Genomic DNA, 23,633 nt, shown 5'->3' with positions numbered 1-23,633 from the left:
CCTTCTTTAGGACGGCGTGTGCATGTCTAGAATTTTTGTAAGTGTATCTTTCATGTCATGCCTTGGGATAACTTTATCTAGTTGTCCATGCTTCAATAAAAACTCCGCCGTCTGAAAGTCTTCTGGAAGTTCTTGTCTTGTTGTTTGTTCAATAATTCTACGTCCTGCAAAGCCAATTAATGCACGTGGTTCTGCAAAATTATAGTCTCCAAGAGACGCAAAACTTGCTGATACTCCGCCCGTTGTTGGATGTGTCATAATGGAAATATATAATCCACCTGCACGGTTCAGCATTTGAAGAGCTGAGCTTGTTTTAGCCATTTGCATTAAGCTTAATACACCCTCTTGCATACGTGCACCACCAGATGCCGTAAACAAAATAAGAGGTCGTTTAAGCTCAATCGCTTTTTCAATCGCTCTTGTGATTTTTTCTCCTACAACAGCACCCATGCTCCCCATACGGAAACGAGAATCCATAATTGCAATAACTACCGGATACGAATTGATAGTCCCTTCTCCTGTTACGACAGCTTCGTTAAGCTTAGTCTTTTTACGATCAGACGCTAGTTTCTCATCATAATCAGGAAAGTTAAGAGGGTTTTTGCCAATCATTCCTTTGTCGTATTCAACGAATGAATTTTCGTCGAGTAAAAAGTCAATACGTTCGTATGCACTCATCCGGTGATGGTGACCACACGAAGGACAAACCTGCAGATTCTTTTTGAAATCCTTCGTATAGAGGATGGTTCCACAGTTTTGACACTTTGTCATTAATCCTTCTGGTACTTCTTGCTTTGCTCTTTCAGAAGGAATGGTTGCGTAACGTTTTTTCTTTGAAAATAAATCTTTAAGCATATTTGCACCTCACTAGCATCCGACGCTCCTTATAGAATCGTCAATTGCTGAACAAGTAGTAGTAGGGTCTCTAAAAAGAGATCCAGATAAAACATATACAATATAATTTCTAAAAATAATATATAAGAACCACATGTCAATTTCAATCAACCTTTAAAAAAAGAATGATTTACCTTGACTATATTCTATGACCGGTCCAAGCATTCCTGCCGAAATCAATTATAACATACAACAAGCCGGCGGTTATCCTCCGGCTTGTTGTATGTATAATTGATCTAGTGTATTACTCGTTAATTAACGTTAACTCTCTTGTACGTGCTGCTACTTCTTCAGGATCTACTTTGATTCTAGCAACCCCTGTTTCCATCGCTGTTTTTGCAACTGCTGCAGCTACAGCTGGTGCTACACGCGCATCAAATGGTGCTGGAATAACATAGTCTGTTGTTAAATCGGATTCATCGATTAGGTTTGCAATAGCATAAACTGCTGCTACTTTCATTTCCTCGTTAATATGTGTGGCTCTTACATCAAGTGCACCACGGAAAATCCCCGGGAAAGCTAGTACATTGTTTACTTGGTTAGGGAAATCTGAGCGTCCTGTACCAATTACAGATGCTCCTGCTGCTTTTGCATCTTCTGGCATAATTTCTGGAACTGGATTCGCCATAGCAAATATGATCGGATCATCATTCATGTCCTCAACCATCTCTTTGGTTACAGCACCTTCTGCAGATACACCAATAAAGACATCGGCTCCTTTAATGACATCAGCAAGTGAACCTTCTTGGCGTTTTGCATTCGTATGCTTCGCAACCGAATCTTTAACTGGGTTCATACCGTAAGATCTGCCTTCAAAAATGGCACCTTTTGTATCACACATTACGATTTCACGCACACCCATGCTTAGCATTAATTTAATAATCGCAATTCCTGCTGCTCCAGCACCGTTCGCTACAACTTTAATTTCAGAAAGTTTTTTGCCGCTTAATTTAAGCGCATTAATTAATCCAGCAAGAGTAACGATTGCCGTTCCGTGTTGATCATCGTGGAAAATAGGAATATTTGTTTCTTTCTTTAATCTTTCTTCAATTTCAAAGCAATCAGGAGCAGCAATATCCTCTAGGTTAACCCCACCAAATGTTGGCTCAAGAAGCTTAACAGTTTGAACGATCTCGTCAACACTGTTTGTACGTAAGCAAATTGGGAATGCATCTACACCAGCAAATGATTTGAATAGTACGGCCTTTCCTTCCATTACAGGCAAAGAAGCTTCAGGTCCGATGTTTCCAAGCCCAAGGACTGCTGTACCGTTACTTACAACTGCTACCATGTTTCCTTTCATTGTGTATTCGAATACGTTTTCAACATCTTCAAATATCTCTTTGCAAGGCTCTGCTACACCTGGAGAATAAGCTAAGCTGAGATCTCTAGCATTTTTGACTGGAACTTTCGCTTTCGATTCTAGTTTCCCTTTGTTTAATCTGTGAATGTGCAGGGCTTCTTCTCTTGTCGTTGGCAAAATATCCACTCTCCTCTTTTTTTATATACAATGACCTACTCCCGGCCTGTCCTCTAACAAACACACTCATTATAAACAAAAGTTTCGAACCCGCCAAGTACATGGAAGGGTAAGTTCAGAAAATCTCAATTTTTTTAGTTTAAAAAGTCTATGATTCTCTTATTTACACTCTCATCATTGAATGACGACATTCTCTTCTCCTACCAGTTCCTTTAATTCATTTAAAAGAGATTGGTTTAGGTCAATATCATAATCACTTGATAGGACTTTTCTTTCGTTTGTATCTGCAAAATAAAGCACGACTTGCGTGTTACCCTTTGTTTCCAAAAGCATAGGCTCAATTTGTGACCATTTTCTTGATGACTGTTTAGATAATCGGATAAATAAACGATCTTTATGTCTTCCCTTTAATGTTTCTAACGGGACTGCCTTATCCATAATAAATTGTTGTCTATCACGGCTGTTATCTATCTTGCCTTCAAGAAAAAGCAAACCATTTGGCTTAAGTAGTTCTCCGCACTCTTTCCATGCATTAGGAAAGACCGTCACTTCACAATGACCACTCTCATCGCCAAGCTTTAAGAATGCCATAGGGTCCCCTTTTTTGGTTGTAATTCTACGTACATCTTCCACCAGACCCGCGATTCGCACTTTCCCTTTTTCCGTGAAGGCTTGTTCAATTGTCACACGACGATACTGACTTAACACCCGTTTAAATTCAGTGACAGGATGTCCGGACAAATAAAATCCGAGTGCCTGCTTCTCATACATCAGCTTTTCTGTAGGAAGAAGGGGTTCTGCTTCTAAATAATCAGGCAAGTCAGGATTAAGTGTGAACAAACCTTCTGTTTCCGCTTGAAACTCTCTTACGCTTTCCCCGTATTCAACCGCTTCATCTAACGATCGTAGCAGAGTAGATCGCTCAAGTCCCCACTCGTCAAATACACCTGCTTTAATCAAGCTTTCAACCGCCCGTTTTGACACAATTTGTGGATGTAGCCTTGTACAAAGATCAAATAAATGTTCAAACGGTTTGATAGTACGCTCACGAACCAGTTCTTGTACAGCTTTCACTCCAACATGTTCAATAGATAGCAGCCCAAATCGAATTCCCTTCTCGTCATATGTAAATAAGTGCCCACTCTTACTAATGGATGGAGGTAATATCGTTTGTCCCTGCTGTCTAGCTTCGGTTAGGTATAATGCTAACTTCTCTTGATTATGCCATACTGATGAAAGAAGTGCAGTATAAAATGCAGAAGAGTAGTGGGTTTTTACATAAGCAAGCTGATAACTCAATAAGCTGTATGCAACCGCGTGACTTCGATTAAACCCATAATTAGCAAATCGTTCTATTAACGTGTACGCACGTGTAGCAATAGACTCGTCATATCCGAGATCGATGGAACGAGAAATAAAGGTCTCTTTTTGTTGCAGAAGCGTCCCCTCGTCTTTTTTACTGATGGCTCTTCTTAAAAGATCTGCCTCAGCTAAAGAGTAACCAGCAAGCTTAGACGCGAGTTGCATAATTTGCTCTTGATAAACAAGGACTCCGTAAGTTGGTTTCAGAATCATTTCAACATCTTTATGCAAATAATCAACTGTTCGCTTCTGTTGTTTTCCTTCAATGTAAACAGGAATATAATCCATTGGGCCCGGTCGATACAGGGCATTCACTGCAACAATATCTTCAAACTCAGTAGGCTTTAATCGAGTTAATACACTCCTCATCCCATCAGATTCCAACTGAAAGACTCCGGTCGTGTTTCCACTTGCAAGTAATGCGAACGTTGCACTGTCATCTAACGGCAGGTGTTGGAGCGAGAATGATTGTTTCGTTTGTTGGTTAATATTCGCTGCAATCGTTTCGAGTAATGTTAAGTTTCTAAGACCAAGAAAGTCGAACTTTAACAATCCTATATCTTCAACAACCTCCATCGAAGCTTGTGTTAGGGCAACTCGGTCCCTGCCTTTCTGAAGTGCTACACGATTCGTTAATGGCTCCGCACTAATAATGACCCCAGCTGCGTGCGTTGATGTATGTCTTGGTAACCCCTCAATCGTTTGAGCTGCATCAATTAAAGTAATGGCTTTTGGGTTATCTACATAAAGCTGGTGAAGCGTCTTACTCTGTTCTAATGCCTTTTGAATGGTCATTTTCGGAGTAGCTGGCACTTCCTTCACAATACGTTCAAGTAATCCCGGCTCGGTTCCCATAACCTTAGCGGTTGCTCGTAAAGCAGCCCTTGCAGCAAATGTACCAAACGTCAGAATTTGCGCTACATGGTTCGGTCCATACTTTTCTTCAACGTACTCTATGACTTCGTCGCGGCGATGATCTGGAAAATCAATATCAATATCTGGTAATGTAACTCGTTCAGGATTTAAAAAACGCTCAAACAACAAGTTATAATGAATTGGATCTACATGAGTAATATACAAGCAATACGCAACAAGAGAACCAGCGGCTGACCCACGTCCCGGCCCAGCTAATATTCCTTGGTTTCTGGCAAACCTCATAAAATCCCACACGATTAAGAAGTAATCATTAAATCCCATATCATGAATAACCGAGAGTTCATAATCTAACCGCTCTGTGACAGCATCTATGTTAGTCAGATTCGTATATCTTTCACGCAATCCTTGTTCACATAATGAGCGTAAATAATCTGAGACTGACTGATTCGCAAGTGGATACTTAGGTAACTGGCGGTCCAAAGGCAAAGCAATGTTAACTGAATCAGCTAGCTCTTGGCTTTGTTCAAGGGCTTGCGGAAAAGCTTGAAACCAATGAGTCATCTCTTCAGCGGATGGTAAGCTACCTTCTTCAACCTCAACTTGATCCGGATGTATCTCTAAATCAATTGCTCGTAGTAGCTTATAGCTCGTTTGATCTTCCTTGTTTAGATAACGAACAGGTTTAGCTGCGATTACATTTACACCCTCCTGCTCAGCAAACAACGCTACCTGTTTCTGAAAGGCCTCATCACCATCCTGTTGTAATTCAACGTACCATGTTTGATTTGGCCCACTCCAGCTATCCATCCATTGAATGATTGACTTTTGACTGTTCGCTTTGAGCCAACGTGATACAAACACTTGCTTGTAAGGGATTATGATGGCACAGTCTGTGATTTCAGCCGCTAACCACTCTTGCTTTGTCAGATATTGCTTTTTATCTTCCTTCATTCCAATCAATGTAGCGAGCTCCAGCAAGTAACGATATCCTTCGTTAGACTTCGCGATTACACGAAGAGGAAAGTATTCATTTTGACCATTCTTTGTTGGTTCAGATACCGTAATCTCCAAGCCGATCAGTGGTTTAATACCGTATTTAATACATGCCTGATAAAAAGGAACAGCACCATACATGACATGGTGATCCGTCAGAGCTAGCGCATCATACCCACGTTTTTTAGCGGTTTGAACAAGCTCATCGATACGTATAGATGAGTTCAATAAACTGTATTCACTATAGATTGCGGTCTGAACAACACCCATTTTTCATTCTCCTTTCTTTTTCTATTGGATTAACTGTCATACTTTTAAAGGCTTGACTCATATGTATAAGGACGACCCTACACGAGGAGGCGCCTGAATTGACGAGAGAAATGCTTGCAACGCTTGTAATTGATTTCTTTGTTGCATTTGGTGTCATAATTGGTGGTGCATTAATCGGCGGTATCGGAGCCTTTCTACTTGGCAAACCACCGTTACTAGCTATTCATAATCTGGCAGGTAGTTTGAAGATTTGGGCCATTGTAGCCGCTCTTGGTGGAACCTTTGACGCAATCACAACACTTGAAAGAGGTCTTTTCAGTGGAATTCATGATGATATTTATAAAACGCTCATGATGGTGTTTGCTGCTTTATGTGGTGCTCACACTGGAACAATTCTGATCCAGTGGATTGTTGGAGAACCTATTTCATAATGCGCATTCCATCTAAAGTATCACGACCAGGCTGGTTACGTTTTTTTGCAGGAATCATGCTCGGTAGTATTGTAGGATGGGTCTTCTTTTTATATCAGTATGGACAAATTTATGATGGGTTGATTGTGACACGAATTCAGCAGGATTTGAAAATTGAAACGCTTCAAGAACGAATTGATCAGCTCGTTAGCGAACAAAAAAGCCAAAACGCAGAGAATCAAAAGAAACTAACCATCCAGCAAATTGAGGTGCACTTTAAAACAGATCCACGTCTGACACTTGATCAATTAACAATCTATGATATTCGTCAATCCATTTTATCTGAGCTTGCCTATTTGGAACGAAAAGATATTGAATCCGTTCATCATACAAAGGACCTGCTGATACGAACCATTGAAAATAAGACCTTCACTGTCGAAGATAAAAACTATCGGGTAAAAATTAATGAAGTGTATTTATTTACAACATTGCATCTTTATGCCGAAATCGAAGTGGATCATCGTTAATTTATCTGAAATTTCATCAAAAGACTGGATTTAGCTTACTTTTCCTTTATACTAGAATATAGACATAAGGATAGGAGGCCATCCACTATGGACATGACTGGTAAAGATATGGTCATTAATCGTAAGGATATGGCACGAAAAAAACTTGCAAAGCTTAAAGCAGGTCAAAGTGCCTTCGCAGAAACAAATGAAGTTGCTGAACTCTTGCGAAAGCTTGCCAAGGAAGATGGCGTGGCTTTTCAAGAAGATCATACCGATTTAGGCGCCTGGTTTATCCCTGAGACAGAGAAAAGTGAATAAGAGAGTAAGGAGAGGACTTCTGCTGAAGGCCTCTTTTTTTTGCACGTTAGTGGCTATTGCATGCTTGAATGAGCTTACGTACAATCTCATCAGTCTCTTCCCAAGAATAGGCCGTAGCTCCAGAAGCTAACGCATGACCGCCACCCTGATGCTCTGCAGCAATTGTATTAATGACAGGTCCACGCGAACGTAATCTGACTCGAATTCGGTCCTCTTCTTCCACAAAGAACACCCAAGCCTTAAGCCCTTCTACTGATGAAAAACTATTAATTAACTGAGATGACTCGTTACTTGTCACATCAAATTGTTTAAGCACTTCTTTTTGAAGCTTCATTACACCTACTTGGCCTTCTTGAATGTCGAAATGTTGCAGTACATGTCCCTCAAATCGAGTCATTTTCAGGTCTCTTTTATAAAGTTCCGCATAAAAAGCATTTACATCAATATTGTGCTCTAGAAGCAAGGCAGTACGACGTAACGTTTCTGGCTTGGTATTTGGATATCTAAATCTACCTGTGTCCCCAACAATCCCAGCATACAATAACAGGGATGAGGTTTCTGATAGATGGAGGGAATCAGACTGCGCAACCAGTTCAACAATCATTTCACTTGTAGAACTTGCCTCTACATCCACCCATACTACATCACCATAAGGTTCAACGTTTGGGTGATGGTCAATCTTAACGAGCCTCGCGCCATTCTGGTATCGATCATCGCTGATGCGCTCTTTTGTCGCACTATCACATACAATGACAAGTGCTCCGTTATAGACCTCATCAGAGATTGTATCCATTTCACCTAAAAATTGAAGCGATGGCTCCACATCCCCAACCGTGTAAATCTGTTTCTCTTGATAGGACTCTTTCAAAAGCATTGCTAATCCCAATTGTGAACCTAGTGCATCCGGATCAGGTCTGCTATGCCTGTGAATAATGATCGTTTCATGTGCTTGAATTAAATCTACTATTTCGTTCTTCATTTTTTGTGGCTCCTTTAGGATCATTTAATGTAAGATCTAGTAATTTCGAACGTGTCACGCTACAATGCAACTATGATCTGTTTTTTAGGGAGGGTGAACAATGGACAAGCTACTCATCATTTTAATTGTTTTAACGGGGGTCTTTTTTCTCTATAACCGTATCCAGGCTTGGAGAAAACCAGATTCATTAATTAAAAAGATTTACGAAACTCGCTCCAGACTTTTTCTGGGATTGTTCTTACTTGTATTCAGCTTAAACTTATTAATTATTCCTAGAGGAATCATAGATATTATCATTGGACTTGTGCTAATTGTCTTTGCACTTGCCAATACCATTTATGGTTATAAAGCATATAAACATTATATTGCTCAAGCTGAGCCGTCTTAAATGAAAGCCGTTGAACCCATAAGCCATATGATTGGCTTATGGGTTCCTGTTTTTTATCAAGTTAATCAATTAATTGAGCCATCACGAGCGCCTTCCCTACGATTCGTTCCGCGTCATAAAGCTCTACATCTATTTTTGCGTGCTTTCTTCCAAGCTCCAGGACATTTGGAATGACTGTGATCAAATTATCAATTTGAACTGGCTTCAAAAAATACAAGGTCATGTTTTCAACCACAAGATCTCCTTTAGAACGTGACCGTAAAACCCTGCTCCCTGCCTCCGTAACAAGTGTGGTCATTACTCCATAAGAAACCGTACCAAGATGATTACTCATTTGAGGTGAAATCAAACATTGATACTGCCCTTCTATACCTGGGACTTGTTCCATTCGACTAACAACAATATCTTCAATTGTTTCTCCTACTTGTGGTTGACGTTGAATCATCTGCAAGGCTTTTAAGACGTCCTGCCTGCTCACAATTCCCGTAAGATGATTATGCGTGTCGACAACCGGTAGTAACTCGATTCCTTCCCATACCATGACATGAGCAGCTGAAGCTACAGATGTCCTCTCGCTAACTGTTATCGGATCCGCTGTCATCACTTTATCAATGGTAGTCTGCTTTGAGATGTCGACAACATCCTTTGCGGCAATCATTCCTTTAACCTTTGTTAGCTTGTCCACCACAGGGTACCGACTATGTCCAGTTTGTTCATTAAGCTCATGCCAACGATGAACAATATCATCTGTATACAGGAGTGAAGTCTCTTCTAGTGGTATGAGTATATCGTTCACAAGGACAATTTCTTTTTTTATTAATTGATCATAAATAGCCCGATTGATCATGGCTGCTACTGTAAATGTATCATATGTCGTTGAAATGATTGGCAAATCCAGCTCATCTGCTCGTTTTACAATATGAGGGTCTGTATCAAAGCCACCTGTTATTAGGACTGCAGATCCAGCTTCTAATGCTAACCTGTGTGAGTCATAACGATTTCCGACAATTAATAAATTCCCTGCAGTGACATAACGCATCATCGCATCTTTTGTCATCGCACCGATTACAAAACGATTTAACGTTTTATGCAAGCCCTGTTTTCCACCGAGAACTTGGCCTTCAACGATATTAACAATTTCGGCATATGTTAGTTTTTCAATGTTTTCTTTTTTCTTTTTCTCAATCCGAATGGTCCCCACACGTTCAATGGTGCTGACCAGACCTTGATTCTCCGCTTCTTTTATTGCCCGATATGCTGTACCTTCACTTAAGGAAAGAGCTTTGGCAATTCGACGGACCGATATTTTTTCGCCCACGTGCAATTGCGTTATGTAATCAAGAATTTGCTCATGCTTTGTAGCCATCTGCTCTCACGCCCTTATTCTTCCAGCTCATCAATGATTCATGTATAGCCTTATTATACGTCTGAAAGAATAGGGCTTCAAGTTCATTCGTATTCGTTTTGTCTGACTCTGGTAAGAACGGTTTCTCTTTGTGTTTGCTTGCGAGCTTGATTTTTAGGATGGGAGCGAACCCAAGCAAACAGATTACTTAGTAAGACCATTCCTGCAAACACAAGCCAACTAAGCGCAAACCACCCGCTCGCACCTCCTTCACCTAAAGGTAAATATTGAATGCCATATGAGATAAGGACGCCTGCTAGTAACAAACAAATTAAGTATCGCTGTTTCAACTGTACTCACACTCCTTTTTGCTATCCTATGTGAGCTTGTACAAAAAAAGACCAGCCTTTAGCTGGTCCTAGTCTTGCTATGATTATAATGTCAGTTCGTCACCTGGATGCATGACTTGTCCAACGCCTGCTTCAAGCTTGGAAACAAATGCATCTGGATCCTGCTCAATTCCGGGGAACGTGTTGTAATGAATCGGCACAACTGTTTTTGCTTGAATCCATTCTGCCGCTGCCGCCGCATCCTCAGGTCCCATTGTTAATGTATCTCCGATCGGCAAGAAAGCAAGATCTATGTTATTTCGCTCGCCAATGATCTTCATGTCTCCAAATAACGCTGTGTCTCCTGCATGATAAATGGTTTTGCCCTCCGCTGTAAAAAGAATTCCCGCAGGCATTCCTGTATAGACAATGGTTTGATTTTCTTCATCAATTGCAGATGATCCATGAAAGGCTTGCGTTAATTTTACTTTACCAAATTCAAACTCATGCGCTCCACCAATATGTAGAGGCTGTGTTTTAACACCTTGCCAGCTTAAATAAGTTGCAAGCTCAAAGGTTCCAATAACGAGTGCATCATTTTTCTTTGCGAGTTCTACCGTGTCTCCCACATGATCATTGTGGCCATGTGTAAGTAAAATCACATCTACTTTTTGGTCTTCAACCTTCAAATCAGTTTGTTCATTCCCATTAATAAAGGGATCAATCAAAATCGTTGTCCCATTTGTTTCAATTTTGACAACCGAATGTCCGTGGTAGCTGATCTTCATACGCTCATCTCCCTTTTATGATTTTATCACTCTTATCTGTAACCGATAATCCCCTCTTTAAAACGCTACATTCGAACGACTTCGCATAATTATGGTAAAGTAGAACAAACAACAAAGGAGGATGATCATGTCACTCACACGACTCGAAACGATCCAGCAAGCCCTTCGTGATCAACAGGTTGCTGCTGCTTTCATTCAAGGCAAGGAAAATGTATTCTACTTAACTGGGTTCCGGACGGATCCGCATGAACGAATGGTCGCACTTATTATTTTACCAAATGAAGCACCTTTTTTAATTGTACCAGGTATGGAGAAATCCTTGGTTCAAAAAGCCGGTTGGACAGGGGACATCCTTACATACAGCGACACGGATAATCCTTGGACAGTTCTTGGACAGGCTTTATCTCGTTACACATTAAAGGGCGACTCGTTATGGGTAGAAAAACGCCTCATTCCTCTTGAAAGAGCGGAGGCACTTCAAGCATTGTTTGGTATTAATCAGATGCATGATGCAGAACCCGCTTTAATGAGCCTTCGTTCAATCAAAACGGAGAAGGAAATTGCCGTTTTACGCGAAGCTGCAAGCCTTGCTGATTTTGGTGTCCAAATCGGTGTTGAAGCAATTGCTGAGGGACGTAAGGAAATCGACATTTTAGCGACGATTGAATACGAATTAAAACGTAAAGGCATCACAGAAATGGCTTTTCAAACAACTGTGATTAGTGGAGCGAATTCTGCGGATCCCCACGGAAAACCGGGCACAAAAACGATTCAACATGGGGATCTTGTGTTATTTGATCTTGGTGTTGTTCTTGATGGGTATTGCTCAGATATTACTCGTACGGTTGCTTACGGCGATTTAACTGATGAGTTACGTCATGTATATCAAACGGTATTAGATGCGCAAATGGGAGCCGTATCCCTCTGTAAACCTGGAACAGAGCTTGGAGCTCTTGATCGGAAAGCTCGTTCGATCATTACAGAAGCAGGATTTGGAGAGTACTTTCCACATCGCCTTGGCCATGGGTTAGGTGCTGACGTCCATGAACTCCCTTCAATTAATGAAACAAATACCGAGACGCTAAAGCCTGGTATGACGTTCACCATTGAACCCGGTATCTATTTGCCAAATAAAGGTGGCGTTCGCATTGAAGATGATGTGTTAATTACTGAAGATAGCTACGAGCTCTTAACGAAGTATCCCAAAGAATTACAGATTGTGAAGCCAACGAGCTAATATAAAAGAAACGGTCCCAACGAATGGGGCCGTTTCTTTTGTCTATCAAGACTTATACCAGCCCCATGTATATAGATGATCCGTTTCATCAATAAAGCGGATATCAAAGGACTCAAGCTTTGGAAATGTTTGTTCAAGTATAGCTTTATACTGTTCTTTCGTACGATCTTTGTCTATCTGAAGGGTCTGAACCATTTGATCAACCTTTATTTTCGCTTCGTTTCCCTTTATGACCGTATGACCCGTTTCGTATTCATATTGGTTTGGACTATCATATTCCCATTCATGTTCAATTCCGCCTTCTACCACGGTCACTCGAAGTGAGAAGACTTCCATAAGCTCAAAACCGCTAGCCACTGCTTGCAATGGAGAGCTCAGACTCGAAAAAAGGATGATACTTAAAAGAATACGCGTTAGTCGTTTCATAGTAATCCCTCGTTAAAATCGTTCGTTCGTCGATTTTTTTGGAGAAGCTGACTTCACATCTTGTTCAATCGTTCCCATGTTATAGGAATCCATTAATTGTTGATTGACTTCTTTTTCGCCTTCAGACATTTCACTTACCCATTCATTTTCTTGGTTCTCTTTAACCATAACAAAAACCTCCTGCCACTAGTCTATTTACAGTCCTAGTATGGCAAGAGGTTTGCTAAATTATGTGTTACTCGTTCTCTAAAATAGATGCTGCTTTTTTTAAAGCGATCTTCACTTGCTCAAAGCCTGTTCCACCCGCACTATTCCGTCTCGCAACGACCGTTTTTGGCTCTAATACCTCATAGATATCCTGCTCAAATAATGGATGAGCCGCTTGGAAGTCTTCATAGCTAAGATCAAGTAAGAATACACCTTTATTAATGGCTGTTAACACAAGTTTTCCTACAACTTCATGTGCATCACGGAACGGAAGACCTTTTGCTGCCAGATAGTCAGCAAGCTCCGTCGCATTTGAAAAGTCGTTATGCACTGCTTTTTCCATCACTTCGGTCCGCACGTCCATCGTGTCGATCATACCAGCAAAGATCTTTAACGATCCTTTTACTGTATGAACCGCATCAAACATACCTTCCTTGTCTTCCTGCATATCCTTATTATAGGCAAGAGGAAGACCTTTTAATGTAGTAAGCAGTGAGAATAATCCCCCATATACTCGTCCTGTTTTACCGCGAATTAATTCTGCCATGTCTGGATTTTTCTTTTGAGGCATAATACTGCTTCCTGTTGCAAACGCATCGTCCATTTCAATGAATTGAAACTCTTGGGAAGACCAAAGAATCAATTCTTCACATAAACGGGAAAGGTGCATCATTGTAACAGAAGCAGCACTTAAAAATTCAACAATAAAATCGCGGTCGCTTACAGCATCTAAGCTATTCTCGTAGATGCTATCAAAGCCTAACAGCTCTGCTGAATACGCTCGGTCAATCGGAAACGTTGTACCAGCTAGTGCACCTGCACCAAGAGGGGACACATTCACGCGTTTTAAGCTATCTTGAAAGCGACCAAAATCACGCTCTAGCATCCAAAAGTAAGCCATCAAATGATGCGCAAACGAAACCGGTTGGGCGCGTTGAAGATGAGTATATCCAGGAATTAACGTTTCAACGTGATTTGAGGCTTGATTTAAAAGAGCTTGTTGAACGTTACGCAGAGCTTCCATAATATTCTTGGTTTCATTGCGTAAGTACAAATGCATATCAGTGGCAACCTGATCATTCCGGCTTCTACCAGTGTGAAGTTTTCCACCCACTGGTCCAATCTCATCGATTAAAAATTTCTCAAGATTTAAATGAATATCTTCATTTTGAACAGAAAACTCAAGCTCACCGGCTTTGGCTTTTTCTTTTAATGTTTCAAGACCTGCTTTAATTTGCTCTGTTTCTTCAGAAGTCAGAATTCCACATTTACCAAGCATCGTTACATGAGCGATGCTTCCTTGTATATCTTCCATAACAAGGGCCTGATCAAAACCGATGGATGCACCGAATGCATCCACCCATTCCTCAGCCGTTTTTGTGAATCTTCCACCCCAAAGCTTTGTCACAGAGTAACCTCTTTTTTTGTTTCTTTATTAATCATGCTATGAACCTTGGTTGGAAGACCCCAAAGTGAGATAAATCCGATTGCAGCATTATGATCGAACTCATCGTCTGGTGTATACGTAGCAAGCTTCTCATTGTATAGAGAGAACTCAGACTTACGACCTTCTACAATCGCATGACCTTTAAATAGTTTCACACGTACAACACCTGTTACAGACTTTTGTGTCTCTTTTAAGAATGCTTGAAGAGCTGGTTGTAATGGTGAGAACCAAAGACCTTCATAGATTAGTTCTGTTAGTTTCTTTTCAACAACTGGTTTAAAATGAGCCATTTCTTTAGGCAGTGTTAAGTCCTCTAACTCTTTATGAGCGTTAAGTAGTGTAATCGCACCTGGACATTCATACACTTCACGTGATTTAATTCCTACAAGACGGTTCTCAACATGATCGATGCGTCCTACGCCGTGTTTTCCTGCTACATCATTTAAGTGTAGGATAAGCTCTGCTAATGGGTACGCAACGCCATCAATGGAAACAGGAACCCCTTTATCGAATCCAATTTCAATGACATCTGCCACATCCGGTGTTTTATCAAGTGGAGCTGTTAACTCGTATGCACCTTCTGGTGGAGTAGCCCATGGATCTTCAAGAATTCCACATTCATTACTACGACCCCATAAGTTTTGGTCCACTGAATAAGGGTTATCAAGATCAACTGGAATTGGAATGTTGTGTTTTTTTGCATATTCAATCTCTTCATCACGAGACCAAGCCCACTCACGAACAGGAGCCAATACTTTTAGATCTGGATTTAGTGCTTGAATAGATACTTCAAACCGAACCTGATCATTCCCTTTACCTGTACAACCATGAGCAACAGCTGTTGCACCTACTTGCTCAGCAATCTCAACTAATTTTTTGGAGATTAGTGGACGAGAAAGAGCTGAAACCAGTGGATATTTTTGCTCGTACATCGCGTGAGACTGAAGTGCAGGAAGAACAAAGTCTTCTGCAAATTCTTTTTTCGCATCAATTGAATAGGATTGAATAGCTCCCACAGACAATGCTTTCTGCTTTACGAAATCAAGATCTTTTCCTTCACCTACGTCAAGACCTACTGCAATGACGTCATACCCTTTATCTGTAAGCCACTTTACAGCGACTGATGTATCTAATCCTCCGGAATAAGCTAAAACCACTTTCTCTTTACTCATAACTAGTCCCTCCAATGAATATTCATACTCTTTTTATTATTTTTATACAAACATATTCAAAAAAAATGCATCTACATATGATTTAGATGAAGAATAATTGCATAAGCAATCATCTTTTCTTATTAATATACATAACTTTAACAAGGCTTTGCTCATTTTGCAAGAGGAAACTGCATATTTCTTTAACATTTTTTTATGCATAACTAAGTTCAGATTAAGAAAATATACAAAAAAGGTGCTACTCTCTTAAAAGTAGAGAGTAGCACCTTTTATGAATGCTTATACACTTGCTAGTCTTACTGTATCACGAGCGATCATTACTTCTTCATTTGTTGGAATAATGATGACTTTAACTGGTGAATGCGGGAAGTTAATAAAAGCTTCTTTTCCACGAACCTCGTTAAGAGATGGATCAAAGTATACACCCATAAACTCAAGTCCACGCAAGACACGCTCACGGATTGTAATACTATTTTCACCGATACCAGCAGTAAAGACGATCGCATCAACACCACTCATACGTGCTGCATAAGACCCAATATACTTATGAATACGCGAAGTGAACACGTTAAGAGCTGTTTCGGCACGCTCGTCTCCAGCATCTGCCTTCTCTTGAATATCACGAAGGTCGCTTGAGAAGCCAGTTAAGCCAAGTAATCCACTTCTTTTGTTAAGTGTATCAAGAACTTCAACTGCTGTTTGGCCCGTTTTATCCATAATGAAAGGAATAAGCGCTGGATCTAAGTTACCAGAACGTGTTCCCATTGTTACACCTGCAAGTGGCGTAAAGCCCATTGATGTATCAATTGATTTTCCACCTTCGATTGCAGCAATACTTGCTCCATTTCCAAGGTGGCACGAAAGGATGCGTAGCTGTTCAATTGGACGATCTAGTAGCTCAGCGGCACGCTCAGATACATACTTGTGAGAGGTACCATGGAATCCATATTTACGAATACCGAATTCTTTGTAGTATTCATACGGAAGACTGTATAAAAATGATTCTTCAGGCATCGACTGATGGAACGCCGTATCAAAAACGGCTACAGCAGGAACATTTGGAAGAATCTCTTTAAATGCTTTGATTCCAACAATATTAGCTGGGTTATGAAGAGGTGCAAGCTCTGAAACCGTTTCGATTCCTTTTAGCACTTCATCCGTAATCAGAACTGAATCGTTAAATAACTCTCCACCATGTACAACACGGTGGCCAATGGCATTAATTTCATCAAGAGACTGAATAATCCCAAGACCCGTTAATTTCTCAAGTAAAAGCTTAACTGCTACTTCATGGTTTGGAATATCAGTAATCGTTTCATCCTTTTCTCCATTAACAGAGATTTGGAATACTCCGTTCTCTAAACCAATTCGTTCTACTAAACCAATTGTTAAGACTTCTTCTTCAGGCATGGTAAGTAACTGAAATTTCAAAGATGAACTTCCAGCATTAATTGCAATAATTTTAGACATTAAAAAAGCCCACTCCTTTTTTAGACACCTATCTCTTTATCATAAGGTTGTCCTTCTTATCATATTTAAGCACCGAAATCCTTGTATTTCAAGTGTTACAGGCGATTTTAAAGTAAAGTCAGTGAATTCTGAACACGTTTCGTTGTTATGAAAACTGTTCTAGTAATTGCTAATTTTGCCCTTTTAAACGTCTTTAAAGCGCTTCATTTTTTATCACATGGATCCTACATATTCTGTGTTGTATTACAGCTTTAATTCCTCTTCAAACCATTTATTGATTTGTTTCATCATATCTGCCAATGCTTCTTTTTTATCAAAGGAAGGAAGTTCAGCTAGAAGCGCATGTCTAGGCACAATGGTTTTCTCACTTTTCTTTTGCACAAGTAAAAAGCTTTTACCATGCTGCTTTTCATTAAACATGGTTTTAGGCAATTGTAGCAAAGCAAGAATTGTTGTATGTTCTTTTAAATAGGCGTGAAGAGACTCAGCTTGATCACTTTCAAATAGGAAGTTTGGCACAAGATACAAGGCATAACCACCTGGATGAAGAGAACGAATACCTTGTTCAATCATTAGATGGTGAATATACGCGTGTCCTTCTTCAGCCTTAAGGTCATAGGTTGAAGCGACCTCATCCTTAGGGTAATACCCAATTGGCAAATCAGTAACAACAAGCTCACCAGGTGCTAATGCTACTTGTAAACTATCCTGGTGGAATAGGTCAATTTGGTGCTTTTGAAGATTCGCATTCATGTATGCAATTTGAAGAAGCGTTTCATCTGCCTCAAAACCACTTGCCTCCATATTGAGTGGAGAGTGATTTAAAATCGTCGTTAATAAGTTTCCCGTTCCTACAGCTAGGTCTAATACACGCACAGGAGACGTTTGTTTTGACGTGACTTTATTAATCAAGTATGAAGCAAAGAGACTGACCGCGTCAGGCGTCATAGAATGATGTGGCTGTACTGCCCCTTTCATTCCTTTTAATACGCACATTTGAAACACTTTTCGTACAGTTTCTCTCTCTAGTGATTCGCTATCTATCTGGCTTAGTATGCGCAGAAGCTCTTCATCTATTTCATCAACTTGTCCCGTTCGGTCTTGAAAAATGATTTCTCCTACTTTAGCAATCGCCTCAAGATACGTAACATCTGTTTGTTTCTCGATTCGCATTGCCCCTTCATCTATACAACGATATAATTCATCAAATGTTAAAGTAGCCAAAGCTTGTACAACTCCTTATTCCGGTTTATGACACTGTTCGTTATTGTACAGGAGATTCTGTCCTTACACAATAAAATCCCGCTGACCATTCAGCGGGATCCCAGAAATTTATTTAGCTTCTTTTGCAGCAGCAATTGCCTTTTCGTAATCAGGGTGGTTTGTTGCTTCTGACACGTACTCAGCATGTACAAGAGTACCATTCGTATCAATAACAAACACTGCACGTGCGAGTAAGCGTAGCTCTTCCATCACTAAACCGTATGCTTTACCAAATGAAAGGTCCTTGTGGTCAGAAAGAGTTTGTACGTGCTCAAGTCCTGATGCTGCACACCAGCGCTTTTGTGCAAATGGTAGATCAACACTAATTGTTAGTACCTCTACGTTATCAATGGAACCAGCCTCTTCGTTAAAACGACGTGTTTGTGCATCGCACACACCCGTGTCAATAGAAGGAATGACACTAATAAGCTTTACACTTTCCTTCGCGTCTGCTAGCCGATATTCAGATAGATCGTTTGCTAAAACGGAAAAATCAGGAGCTTTTTGGCCCATTTCTACTTCTGTTCCTAAAATCGTCATTGGATTGTCTTTAAATGTAATAGTTGCCATGTCTTTAGTTCCTCCTTAGATTGCGTTTCCTCAATCTATATCATACTTTATGAAGGAGAGGACTAGCAAGGAATGTGGGCAAGTTTTAGATTGGTGGATGTTCAGGATCTCTTCCTTTTTCATGAGAAGAAGTTCGAAGCATGCTTTGAATTTTTTCAGCAACCTGTGGAGCTAGATCAAGAAGTCTTTCATAAAGGTGAGTTTGGCTGTCTAAATGAATCATCTTAATACCAGACTTTCCAACAACTAAGAAAGCAATAGGTGTAATTGAAACTCCACCACCACTTCCTCCTCCAAACGGGTGTGTGTGCTCAGGTGACTGTTGACCTTTATGTTCAATAATGAATTCACTACCACCTGCCGCGAAACCGAATCCTACTTTAGAAACAGGCATAATAACGCTTCCGTCAGGTGTTTCAACAGGGTCCCCTACAATTGTATTAACATCGACCATTTCTTTTAAGTTTTCCATGGCTGTTTTCATTAAGCCTTGAATTGGGTGATCTGACATGATGTATCCTCCTTTATTTCTTATCTTTTAGTTTGACTCGGCCATTGGACGTTTTCTCCAATGCCATAAAACCGATAGTCCTGCTCGAATAGCATGTCCGATCCGAAAGGAAAACATGCACTGTACATGAGTGTGCGTCCCTGGTGACCGGTACAACGGAGCAATCTGAAGTTCCGGTAAACGAGGGAATGTTACGTATAGATTAAGGAGACCTACAAGCAGTGATTTAATCGTCCATAAATAACCGATTGTTTGGGCTGTGACCATGGCATCTCCTACTCCACACTCTGTTTGCCATTTCAGTTTATGTATATAGATGTGTTTGAACCTTGCTCGAATCAATGTATGAAAGCTAAGGAGATAGCCTTCCCATTCCTTGATCTTTTGAAAAACCGCTAACAGATTAAGGAGACTAAGTGTTTTTTTCTTTGTTGTTTCTTGACTATCACTTTGTTCGGGTTCCGTTTTTACAACACTAGCCGTCTTACGATCATCTGGTAATTCATATGTGTAGATTCGAAGGGCGAGGACTGTGAATGTACATTGTAGCGATTGTTTCTGATCAATAAAGGAGTAATCTAAGCTTACGTTAATCTTTAAAAAGCACAACCAAATTATAAGAGAAGTGATGGTTAATAAAATCCCAATCCAGATCATGATTTCGCTCCTTTCAGGCTCTTATTGTGTCCGTTATAACCAAAAATAACCTGCCCAAAATGGACAGGTTATGGTGACTTATTTCTTGTCATGAATGACGCTTGTATCCGCTACGAGATCATGAAGTCCCCGTTTCGTTGGAACAAACGCAACAAACAAGTAAAGAATTAAGAAAATCGGTAAGGTAAAGATTTGAAGGTGATAAAATAATCGACCGATTCCTTCGCGAAAGATCATTTGCTTCCAGCTTAAAGGCTGACCATTGTCTGAAACAACCTTTATCCCAAGAACCATTTTCCCCACGGTTTTGCCTATAAATTTGGTCATAAGTGCATAGTAGATAAAGAACGTTATGGCATGCACAAATGTTAATGTCGCAAACGGACCAATGCTTCTGACTCCTTCGCCTAAGAAAGTAAACCACCAGTTAATAAGGATACTATTTAATGATAATAGTACAACCTGGTCAAGCAGGAATGCCCAGAACCTAACCCAAAATCCAGCATATTGCACGGTCGCTTCTTCTTTTTGAATGACTGTTGATTCGTTTGCCTGTGGTTGCTGGCTCTCTAAGTGCAGCTCATCCGTTTGAATGGGTTCCTGATTTTTCTTTAAGCGAGCCCTCCTTGAGCGAGAAAGAGGAGTTGACGCGTGTTGATTCATCATAAGAAACTCCCCTTCCTATTCAGCGTATAAATATTTTAAAGACGGCGCACGATTTTCAAAAATAAGTTTTTGCAGCATTGTAATCTCTGGATCCTGACCAAACATTTTGTGAGCCGTTAATCCAAGGAAATTATAAAGACCCATCGAGTAATTGTAGCTCACAACTTGGTAGGTTCCGCCACCTAAATCTTCACTTAATAGCTCAATGGTGTCATCAAGACTGCCAAGTTCATCTACAAGGCCGTTCTCTAGTGCTTGTTTTCCACTATAAATTCGACCATCCCCAACGCTTCGAACGGTTTCTTCATCCATGCCTCGTCCTTCTGAAATAATTCGAACAAATTCATCGTAGGACTCATCAACAAATGATTGAAGGATCTCACGTTCTTCATCTGTCATTTCTTTATATGGAGACATAATATCTTTATATGGACCGCTCTTAATCGTATTAAATTTCACTCCATAATTTTCTGCTAGCTCTGCGAAGTTTATGGATTCCATAATGACTCCGATCGACCCTGTTATGGTATTAGGATTGGCAACAATTTTGTCAGCTGGAGCTGCAATATAATACCCACCTGAGGCTGCCATTCCACCCATTGATATGTACACGGTTTTATCATGCTCTTCCTTCGCTTCGACAATCTTTTCATAGATTTCAGCACTTTCGAGTACCCCACCACCTGGAGTATTCACTCGGATAATGATGCCGTCGACTTCATCATCATTGCTTGCATTTTCAATTTGAGTAAGGAATGCCTGATGATCATACATACCAGTATCAAAAATGGATTGAGCTCCTAAATCTTGAATAACCCCATCTAAATTTAAGACAACAATTTTTCCACTTGTTCCTGGTTGAATCACTTCCTCTCCAAATTCGGAGCCAGTGTACTCATCCAAGTCTAAGTTCGCAAAACCGACTGCAAGATTTGTAATGGTTGAGATAATTAGTAATCCTACTACGACCGCTAAAGCTGTCCAACGTTTCCAGTTCATCATTCCACTCCTTTAAAGCAATTTAAATCACCTATCACTATACCATAAAAAACCAGTTTACCGAGCTTCTTTTTCATACATCACCGTGTTATCTACAATCGTCATTAACACATCCGCTGTTAAGTACTCTTCAATGTCACATGTAAATAAATTATGAGATAACACAGTAAAATCCGCATCAAATCCTAATGCGATTTTCCCCCGTCTTTCTTCCATTCCAGTAGCATACGCACTTCCCGATGTGAATAACTGGACGGCTTCATATCGACTTAATTTCTGTTCAGGCAAATACCCTTCATGCACTTTATCATCAGGATGGCGTCGAGTTAAGGCAGCATGCATCCCTAGTAATGGTCCAGGCGGTTCAATAGGAGCATCCGATCCACCAGCACAGTGCAACCCTTCATCTAATAACGTTTTCCATGCAAATGACGAAGCGAGTCGTTCAGAGCCTAACCGGTCTTCTACCCAAGGAAAGTCCGTTACGACAAAACGTGGCTGCAGGTCGAGAATGACTTTTAATGGCTTGATCCGTTCAATGAGTTCAGGACGTGCAACTTGTAAGTGGATCAAACGATCACGTCCTTCTACCGGCGGACATTCCTCAAGTGCGTCAAGGGCTTGTTCGAGTGCTGCATCTCCTATGACGTGCACAGCTACTGGCATTTGGTAATCTCTCGCTTTTTGAACAAGCTCTTTAAATGCATCTTCAGAATGCATAAACACGCCATAGTTTTCAGGATCATCTGAATATGGCTCTGAAAGTCTTGCTGTACGGCCTCCTAATGCACCATCGGCAAAAATTTTCATCGACCCAATTTCAAGATAATCCGTGAGCTTGCCCGAACCATACCCGCTTTTTTTCATCGCATCCATTTGCTCGTGGTGAATGAGAAAATTAGTCCTAAAGCGAAACCCTTCCTTATGTATTAACGATTGAAACACATCTAAGGTTTCAGAAAATCCATTATAATAGTTCATATCTTCTGTATGTCCACCAGTAATTCCGTGAGCGAGCAAGTCTTGAACGGAGAGCTTTAAGGCTTGATAGACATACTTGCGATCTACAGGAGGCATCACCTCTTTAATGAGATCAACTGCCGTATCCATTAAGTACCCGGTCGGTTCACCTTGTTCATCGCGCTCGATCACTCCACCTTGAGGATTCGGTGTTTCTTTTGTAATTCCAGCAAGCATAAGAGCTTCCGAGTTAACTAAGGCTGCGTGACGACATACTCTAGACGCATATAATGGTTTGTGTGGACTCATTTTATCTAATTCATATCGCGTAAATATTTTTTCATCTGGAAAATTATATTCGTTCCAGCCTTCAGCAATGACCCATTTTTCATCTTCATTTGCCTGAGCTTTTTTAGTTAGCCATTGTTCCATTTCAAGAGAGGAGGTTGCTTGTGACAAATCAAGCCTCAGCAGTTTTTCTCCATGACCAATCATATGTAAGTGACTATCAACAAACCCTGGATATACATAACCTCCTGCTACATCCTTGATCTCTGTAATACTCTCTTTAAATTGTTCAAGTAACTGTTCTTTTGCTCCCATCGCTGCAATTCTTCCATCTACAACATAAACCGCTTCAACTGTTTCGTTTTGATCACCAAGCGTAAAAAACGTTCCATTTTGCCAAAGAGTCCCCATCGTAATCTTCCCTTCGTGTAATGTTGCCTACGTCTTTCTATCGTGACAGAAACATTCCTGTTCGGCAATATTTTTGTCCACAACGAAAGAGAGGAAGCTCAATGCTTCCCCTCGAATCCAATACGTATGAAATTAATAGCTTCCGCCACCAAGTTGCTTTTCAGCCGCTTGTACAAGACGTTTAGTGATCTCTCCACCTACAGAACCGTTAGCACGTGCTGTAGTATCAGCTCCAAGTTGAACACCAAATTCAGAAGCGATTTCGTACTTCATTTGGTCAAGAGCTTGTTGTACTCCAGGTACTAAAAGATCGTTTGAACTTTTGTTGTCTGCCATGTTGTTTCACCTCCCTCGGTAATTATAGAATGACCCGAGAGAGGAGAAACATGCAAAAATAAATTTGGTAAA

General features: G+C 40.5%; 25 protein-coding genes. 5 read left to right on the top strand and 20 right to left on the bottom strand.

Annotation, left to right across the window (positions count from 1 at the left end; genetic code table 11):
* Positions 1-6: 6 nt before the first annotated feature.
* From accD to dnaE, 3 genes are all read right to left on the bottom strand, one after another.
* The gene (accD, locus tag JNO66_RS15765) at positions 7-855 is read right to left on the bottom strand and encodes an acetyl-CoA carboxylase, carboxyltransferase subunit beta (RefSeq protein ID WP_203089641.1); all 849 of its coding nucleotides are present in this window, start codon (positions 853-855) and stop codon (positions 7-9) included.
* Positions 856-1,138: 283 nt separating this feature from the next.
* Positions 1,139-2,374, bottom strand: coding sequence for an NAD(P)-dependent malic enzyme (locus JNO66_RS15760; protein ID WP_203089639.1), 1,236 nt, complete (start codon positions 2,372-2,374; stop codon positions 1,139-1,141).
* A 174-nt stretch (positions 2,375-2,548) separates the two neighbouring features.
* Positions 2,549-5,875: a DNA polymerase III subunit alpha gene (gene dnaE / locus JNO66_RS15755; RefSeq protein WP_203089636.1), complete on the bottom strand. Its 3,327-nt coding sequence runs from the start codon at positions 5,873-5,875 to the stop codon at positions 2,549-2,551.
* A gap of 98 nt (positions 5,876-5,973) precedes the next feature.
* Between dnaE and JNO66_RS15750 the strand changes: the two genes are divergently transcribed.
* The 3 genes from JNO66_RS15750 (at position 5,974) to JNO66_RS15740 (ending at position 7,112) form a co-directional block, all read left to right on the top strand.
* Positions 5,974-6,306: a YtrH family sporulation protein gene (locus tag JNO66_RS15750; protein WP_273753523.1), complete on the top strand. Its 333-nt coding sequence runs from the start codon at positions 5,974-5,976 to the stop codon at positions 6,304-6,306.
* A complete protein-coding gene (gene ytrI, locus JNO66_RS15745) occupies positions 6,306-6,812 on the top strand; it encodes a sporulation membrane protein YtrI (protein ID WP_203089634.1) in 507 nt (168 codons plus the stop codon). Before JNO66_RS15750 ends, ytrI begins: the two co-directional genes overlap by 1 nt.
* Positions 6,813-6,899: 87 nt before the next feature.
* Positions 6,900-7,112: a hypothetical protein gene (locus JNO66_RS15740; protein WP_203089632.1), complete on the top strand. Its 213-nt coding sequence runs from the start codon at positions 6,900-6,902 to the stop codon at positions 7,110-7,112.
* 46 nt (positions 7,113-7,158) lie between these two features.
* Here JNO66_RS15740 and JNO66_RS15735 read toward each other — a convergent pair whose 3' ends face one another.
* Positions 7,159-8,091, bottom strand: coding sequence for a DHH family phosphoesterase (locus JNO66_RS15735; RefSeq protein ID WP_203089630.1), 933 nt, complete (start codon positions 8,089-8,091; stop codon positions 7,159-7,161).
* Positions 8,092-8,191: 100 nt separating this feature from the next.
* Here JNO66_RS15735 and JNO66_RS15730 point away from each other — a divergent pair, with 100 nt between their 5' ends.
* Positions 8,192-8,479 (top strand): YtpI family protein, encoded by a 288-nt coding sequence (locus tag JNO66_RS15730; protein WP_203089628.1) that lies wholly within the window; start codon positions 8,192-8,194, stop codon positions 8,477-8,479.
* A gap of 61 nt (positions 8,480-8,540) precedes the next feature.
* Here the strand turns inward: JNO66_RS15730 and JNO66_RS15725 are convergent, their stop codons facing one another.
* From JNO66_RS15725 to JNO66_RS15715, 3 genes are all read right to left on the bottom strand, one after another.
* Complete coding sequence (locus JNO66_RS15725; RefSeq protein ID WP_203089625.1) at positions 8,541-9,845, bottom strand: DRTGG domain-containing protein; 1,305 nt, start codon at positions 9,843-9,845, stop codon at positions 8,541-8,543.
* 83 nt (positions 9,846-9,928) lie between these two features.
* Positions 9,929-10,174, bottom strand: coding sequence for a hypothetical protein (locus JNO66_RS15720; RefSeq protein WP_203089618.1), 246 nt, complete (start codon positions 10,172-10,174; stop codon positions 9,929-9,931).
* Between the two features lie 83 nt (positions 10,175-10,257).
* Entirely contained in the window at positions 10,258-10,941 is a 684-nt protein-coding gene (locus tag JNO66_RS15715) for a metal-dependent hydrolase (RefSeq protein WP_203089616.1), read from the bottom strand.
* 127 nt (positions 10,942-11,068) lie between these two features.
* Between JNO66_RS15715 and JNO66_RS15710 the strand changes: the two genes are divergently transcribed.
* On the top strand, positions 11,069-12,178 hold the full coding sequence (locus JNO66_RS15710) for a M24 family metallopeptidase (RefSeq protein ID WP_203089614.1): 1,110 nt from the start codon (positions 11,069-11,071) through the stop codon (positions 12,176-12,178).
* A 45-nt stretch (positions 12,179-12,223) separates the two neighbouring features.
* On the opposite strand, the gene JNO66_RS15705 is transcribed toward JNO66_RS15710, so the two are convergent.
* The 13 genes from JNO66_RS15705 to JNO66_RS15645 all read right to left on the bottom strand — a co-directional run bounded on the left by JNO66_RS15705 (position 12,224) and on the right by JNO66_RS15645 (position 23,561).
* The gene (locus JNO66_RS15705) at positions 12,224-12,604 is read right to left on the bottom strand and encodes a hypothetical protein (protein ID WP_203089612.1); all 381 of its coding nucleotides are present in this window, start codon (positions 12,602-12,604) and stop codon (positions 12,224-12,226) included.
* A 12-nt stretch (positions 12,605-12,616) separates the two neighbouring features.
* Positions 12,617-12,772 carry a hypothetical protein gene (locus JNO66_RS15700; protein ID WP_203089610.1) on the bottom strand — a complete coding sequence of 52 codons (156 nt, stop codon included), beginning with the start codon at positions 12,770-12,772 and terminating at the stop codon, positions 12,617-12,619.
* A 67-nt stretch (positions 12,773-12,839) separates the two neighbouring features.
* Positions 12,840-14,219, bottom strand: coding sequence for an argininosuccinate lyase (argH, locus tag JNO66_RS15695; RefSeq protein ID WP_203089607.1), 1,380 nt, complete (start codon positions 14,217-14,219; stop codon positions 12,840-12,842).
* Positions 14,216-15,430: an argininosuccinate synthase gene (locus JNO66_RS15690; RefSeq protein WP_203089605.1), complete on the bottom strand. Its 1,215-nt coding sequence runs from the start codon at positions 15,428-15,430 to the stop codon at positions 14,216-14,218. The genes argH and JNO66_RS15690 overlap by 4 nt, the downstream gene beginning before the upstream one ends.
* Positions 15,431-15,709: 279 nt before the next feature.
* Positions 15,710-16,900 (bottom strand): acetate kinase, encoded by a 1,191-nt coding sequence (locus JNO66_RS15685; RefSeq protein WP_203089603.1) that lies wholly within the window; start codon positions 16,898-16,900, stop codon positions 15,710-15,712.
* 243 nt (positions 16,901-17,143) lie between these two features.
* On the bottom strand, positions 17,144-18,124 hold the full coding sequence (locus JNO66_RS15680; protein ID WP_246483323.1) for a class I SAM-dependent methyltransferase: 981 nt from the start codon (positions 18,122-18,124) through the stop codon (positions 17,144-17,146).
* Positions 18,125-18,232: 108 nt separating this feature from the next.
* Positions 18,233-18,733, bottom strand: coding sequence for a thiol peroxidase (tpx, locus tag JNO66_RS15675; protein WP_203089601.1), 501 nt, complete (start codon positions 18,731-18,733; stop codon positions 18,233-18,235).
* Positions 18,734-18,818: 85 nt separating this feature from the next.
* Positions 18,819-19,244, bottom strand: coding sequence for a GerW family sporulation protein (gene ytfJ / locus JNO66_RS15670; protein WP_203089599.1), 426 nt, complete (start codon positions 19,242-19,244; stop codon positions 18,819-18,821).
* Positions 19,245-19,271: 27 nt separating this feature from the next.
* On the bottom strand, positions 19,272-19,901 hold the full coding sequence (locus tag JNO66_RS15665) for a DUF2953 domain-containing protein (RefSeq protein WP_203089588.1): 630 nt from the start codon (positions 19,899-19,901) through the stop codon (positions 19,272-19,274).
* A 78-nt stretch (positions 19,902-19,979) separates the two neighbouring features.
* Positions 19,980-20,567, bottom strand: a complete 588-nt coding sequence (locus JNO66_RS15660) for an RDD family protein (RefSeq protein WP_203089586.1) — start codon at positions 20,565-20,567, stop codon at positions 19,980-19,982.
* A 15-nt stretch (positions 20,568-20,582) separates the two neighbouring features.
* On the bottom strand, positions 20,583-21,566 hold the full coding sequence (gene sppA, locus JNO66_RS15655) for a signal peptide peptidase SppA (RefSeq protein WP_203089585.1): 984 nt from the start codon (positions 21,564-21,566) through the stop codon (positions 20,583-20,585).
* 57 nt (positions 21,567-21,623) lie between these two features.
* Positions 21,624-23,225, bottom strand: coding sequence for an amidohydrolase (locus JNO66_RS15650; protein ID WP_203089583.1), 1,602 nt, complete (start codon positions 23,223-23,225; stop codon positions 21,624-21,626).
* Positions 23,226-23,357: 132 nt separating this feature from the next.
* The gene (locus JNO66_RS15645) at positions 23,358-23,561 is read right to left on the bottom strand and encodes an alpha/beta-type small acid-soluble spore protein (RefSeq protein WP_203089581.1); all 204 of its coding nucleotides are present in this window, start codon (positions 23,559-23,561) and stop codon (positions 23,358-23,360) included.
* Positions 23,562-23,633: the final 72 nt, after the last annotated feature.

The organism is Alkalicoccobacillus gibsonii, assembly GCF_016798245.1.
GTDB lineage: Bacteria > Bacillota > Bacilli > Bacillales > Bacillaceae_D > Alkalicoccobacillus > Alkalicoccobacillus gibsonii.
Note: the sequence above shows the minus strand (reverse complement) of the source record. Positions and strands in the feature narration are given on the sequence as shown.

Bases quoted from the DNA above. Each gene is read 5' to 3' on its own strand.
- accD (WP_203089641.1), bottom strand. From the start codon at position 855: ATGCTTAAAGATTTATTTTCAAAGAAAAAACGTTACGCAACCATTCCT.
- dnaE (WP_203089636.1), bottom strand. From the start codon at position 5,875: ATGGGTGTTGTTCAGACCGCAATCTATAGTGAATACAGTTTATTGAAC.
- ytrI (WP_203089634.1), top strand. From the start codon at position 6,306: ATGCGCATTCCATCTAAAGTATCACGACCAGGCTGGTTACGTTTTTTT.
- JNO66_RS15740 (WP_203089632.1), top strand. From the start codon at position 6,900: ATGGACATGACTGGTAAAGATATGGTCATTAATCGTAAGGATATGGCA.
- JNO66_RS15735 (WP_203089630.1), bottom strand. From the start codon at position 8,091: ATGAAGAACGAAATAGTAGATTTAATTCAAGCACATGAAACGATCATT.
- JNO66_RS15730 (WP_203089628.1), top strand. From the start codon at position 8,192: ATGGACAAGCTACTCATCATTTTAATTGTTTTAACGGGGGTCTTTTTT.
- JNO66_RS15725 (WP_203089625.1), bottom strand. From the start codon at position 9,845: ATGGCTACAAAGCATGAGCAAATTCTTGATTACATAACGCAATTGCAC.
- JNO66_RS15715 (WP_203089616.1), bottom strand. From the start codon at position 10,941: ATGAAGATCAGCTACCACGGACATTCGGTTGTCAAAATTGAAACAAAT.
- JNO66_RS15710 (WP_203089614.1), top strand. From the start codon at position 11,069: ATGTCACTCACACGACTCGAAACGATCCAGCAAGCCCTTCGTGATCAA.
- JNO66_RS15705 (WP_203089612.1), bottom strand. From the start codon at position 12,604: ATGAAACGACTAACGCGTATTCTTTTAAGTATCATCCTTTTTTCGAGT.
- JNO66_RS15700 (WP_203089610.1), bottom strand. From the start codon at position 12,772: ATGGTTAAAGAGAACCAAGAAAATGAATGGGTAAGTGAAATGTCTGAA.
- JNO66_RS15690 (WP_203089605.1), bottom strand. From the start codon at position 15,430: ATGAGTAAAGAGAAAGTGGTTTTAGCTTATTCCGGAGGATTAGATACA.
- JNO66_RS15685 (WP_203089603.1), bottom strand. From the start codon at position 16,900: ATGTCTAAAATTATTGCAATTAATGCTGGAAGTTCATCTTTGAAATTT.
- tpx (WP_203089601.1), bottom strand. From the start codon at position 18,733: ATGGCAACTATTACATTTAAAGACAATCCAATGACGATTTTAGGAACA.
- ytfJ (WP_203089599.1), bottom strand. From the start codon at position 19,244: ATGTCAGATCACCCAATTCAAGGCTTAATGAAAACAGCCATGGAAAAC.
- JNO66_RS15665 (WP_203089588.1), bottom strand. From the start codon at position 19,901: ATGATCTGGATTGGGATTTTATTAACCATCACTTCTCTTATAATTTGG.
- JNO66_RS15660 (WP_203089586.1), bottom strand. From the start codon at position 20,567: ATGATGAATCAACACGCGTCAACTCCTCTTTCTCGCTCAAGGAGGGCT.
- sppA (WP_203089585.1), bottom strand. From the start codon at position 21,566: ATGAACTGGAAACGTTGGACAGCTTTAGCGGTCGTAGTAGGATTACTA.
- JNO66_RS15650 (WP_203089583.1), bottom strand. From the start codon at position 23,225: ATGGGGACTCTTTGGCAAAATGGAACGTTTTTTACGCTTGGTGATCAA.
- JNO66_RS15645 (WP_203089581.1), bottom strand. From the start codon at position 23,561: ATGGCAGACAACAAAAGTTCAAACGATCTTTTAGTACCTGGAGTACAA.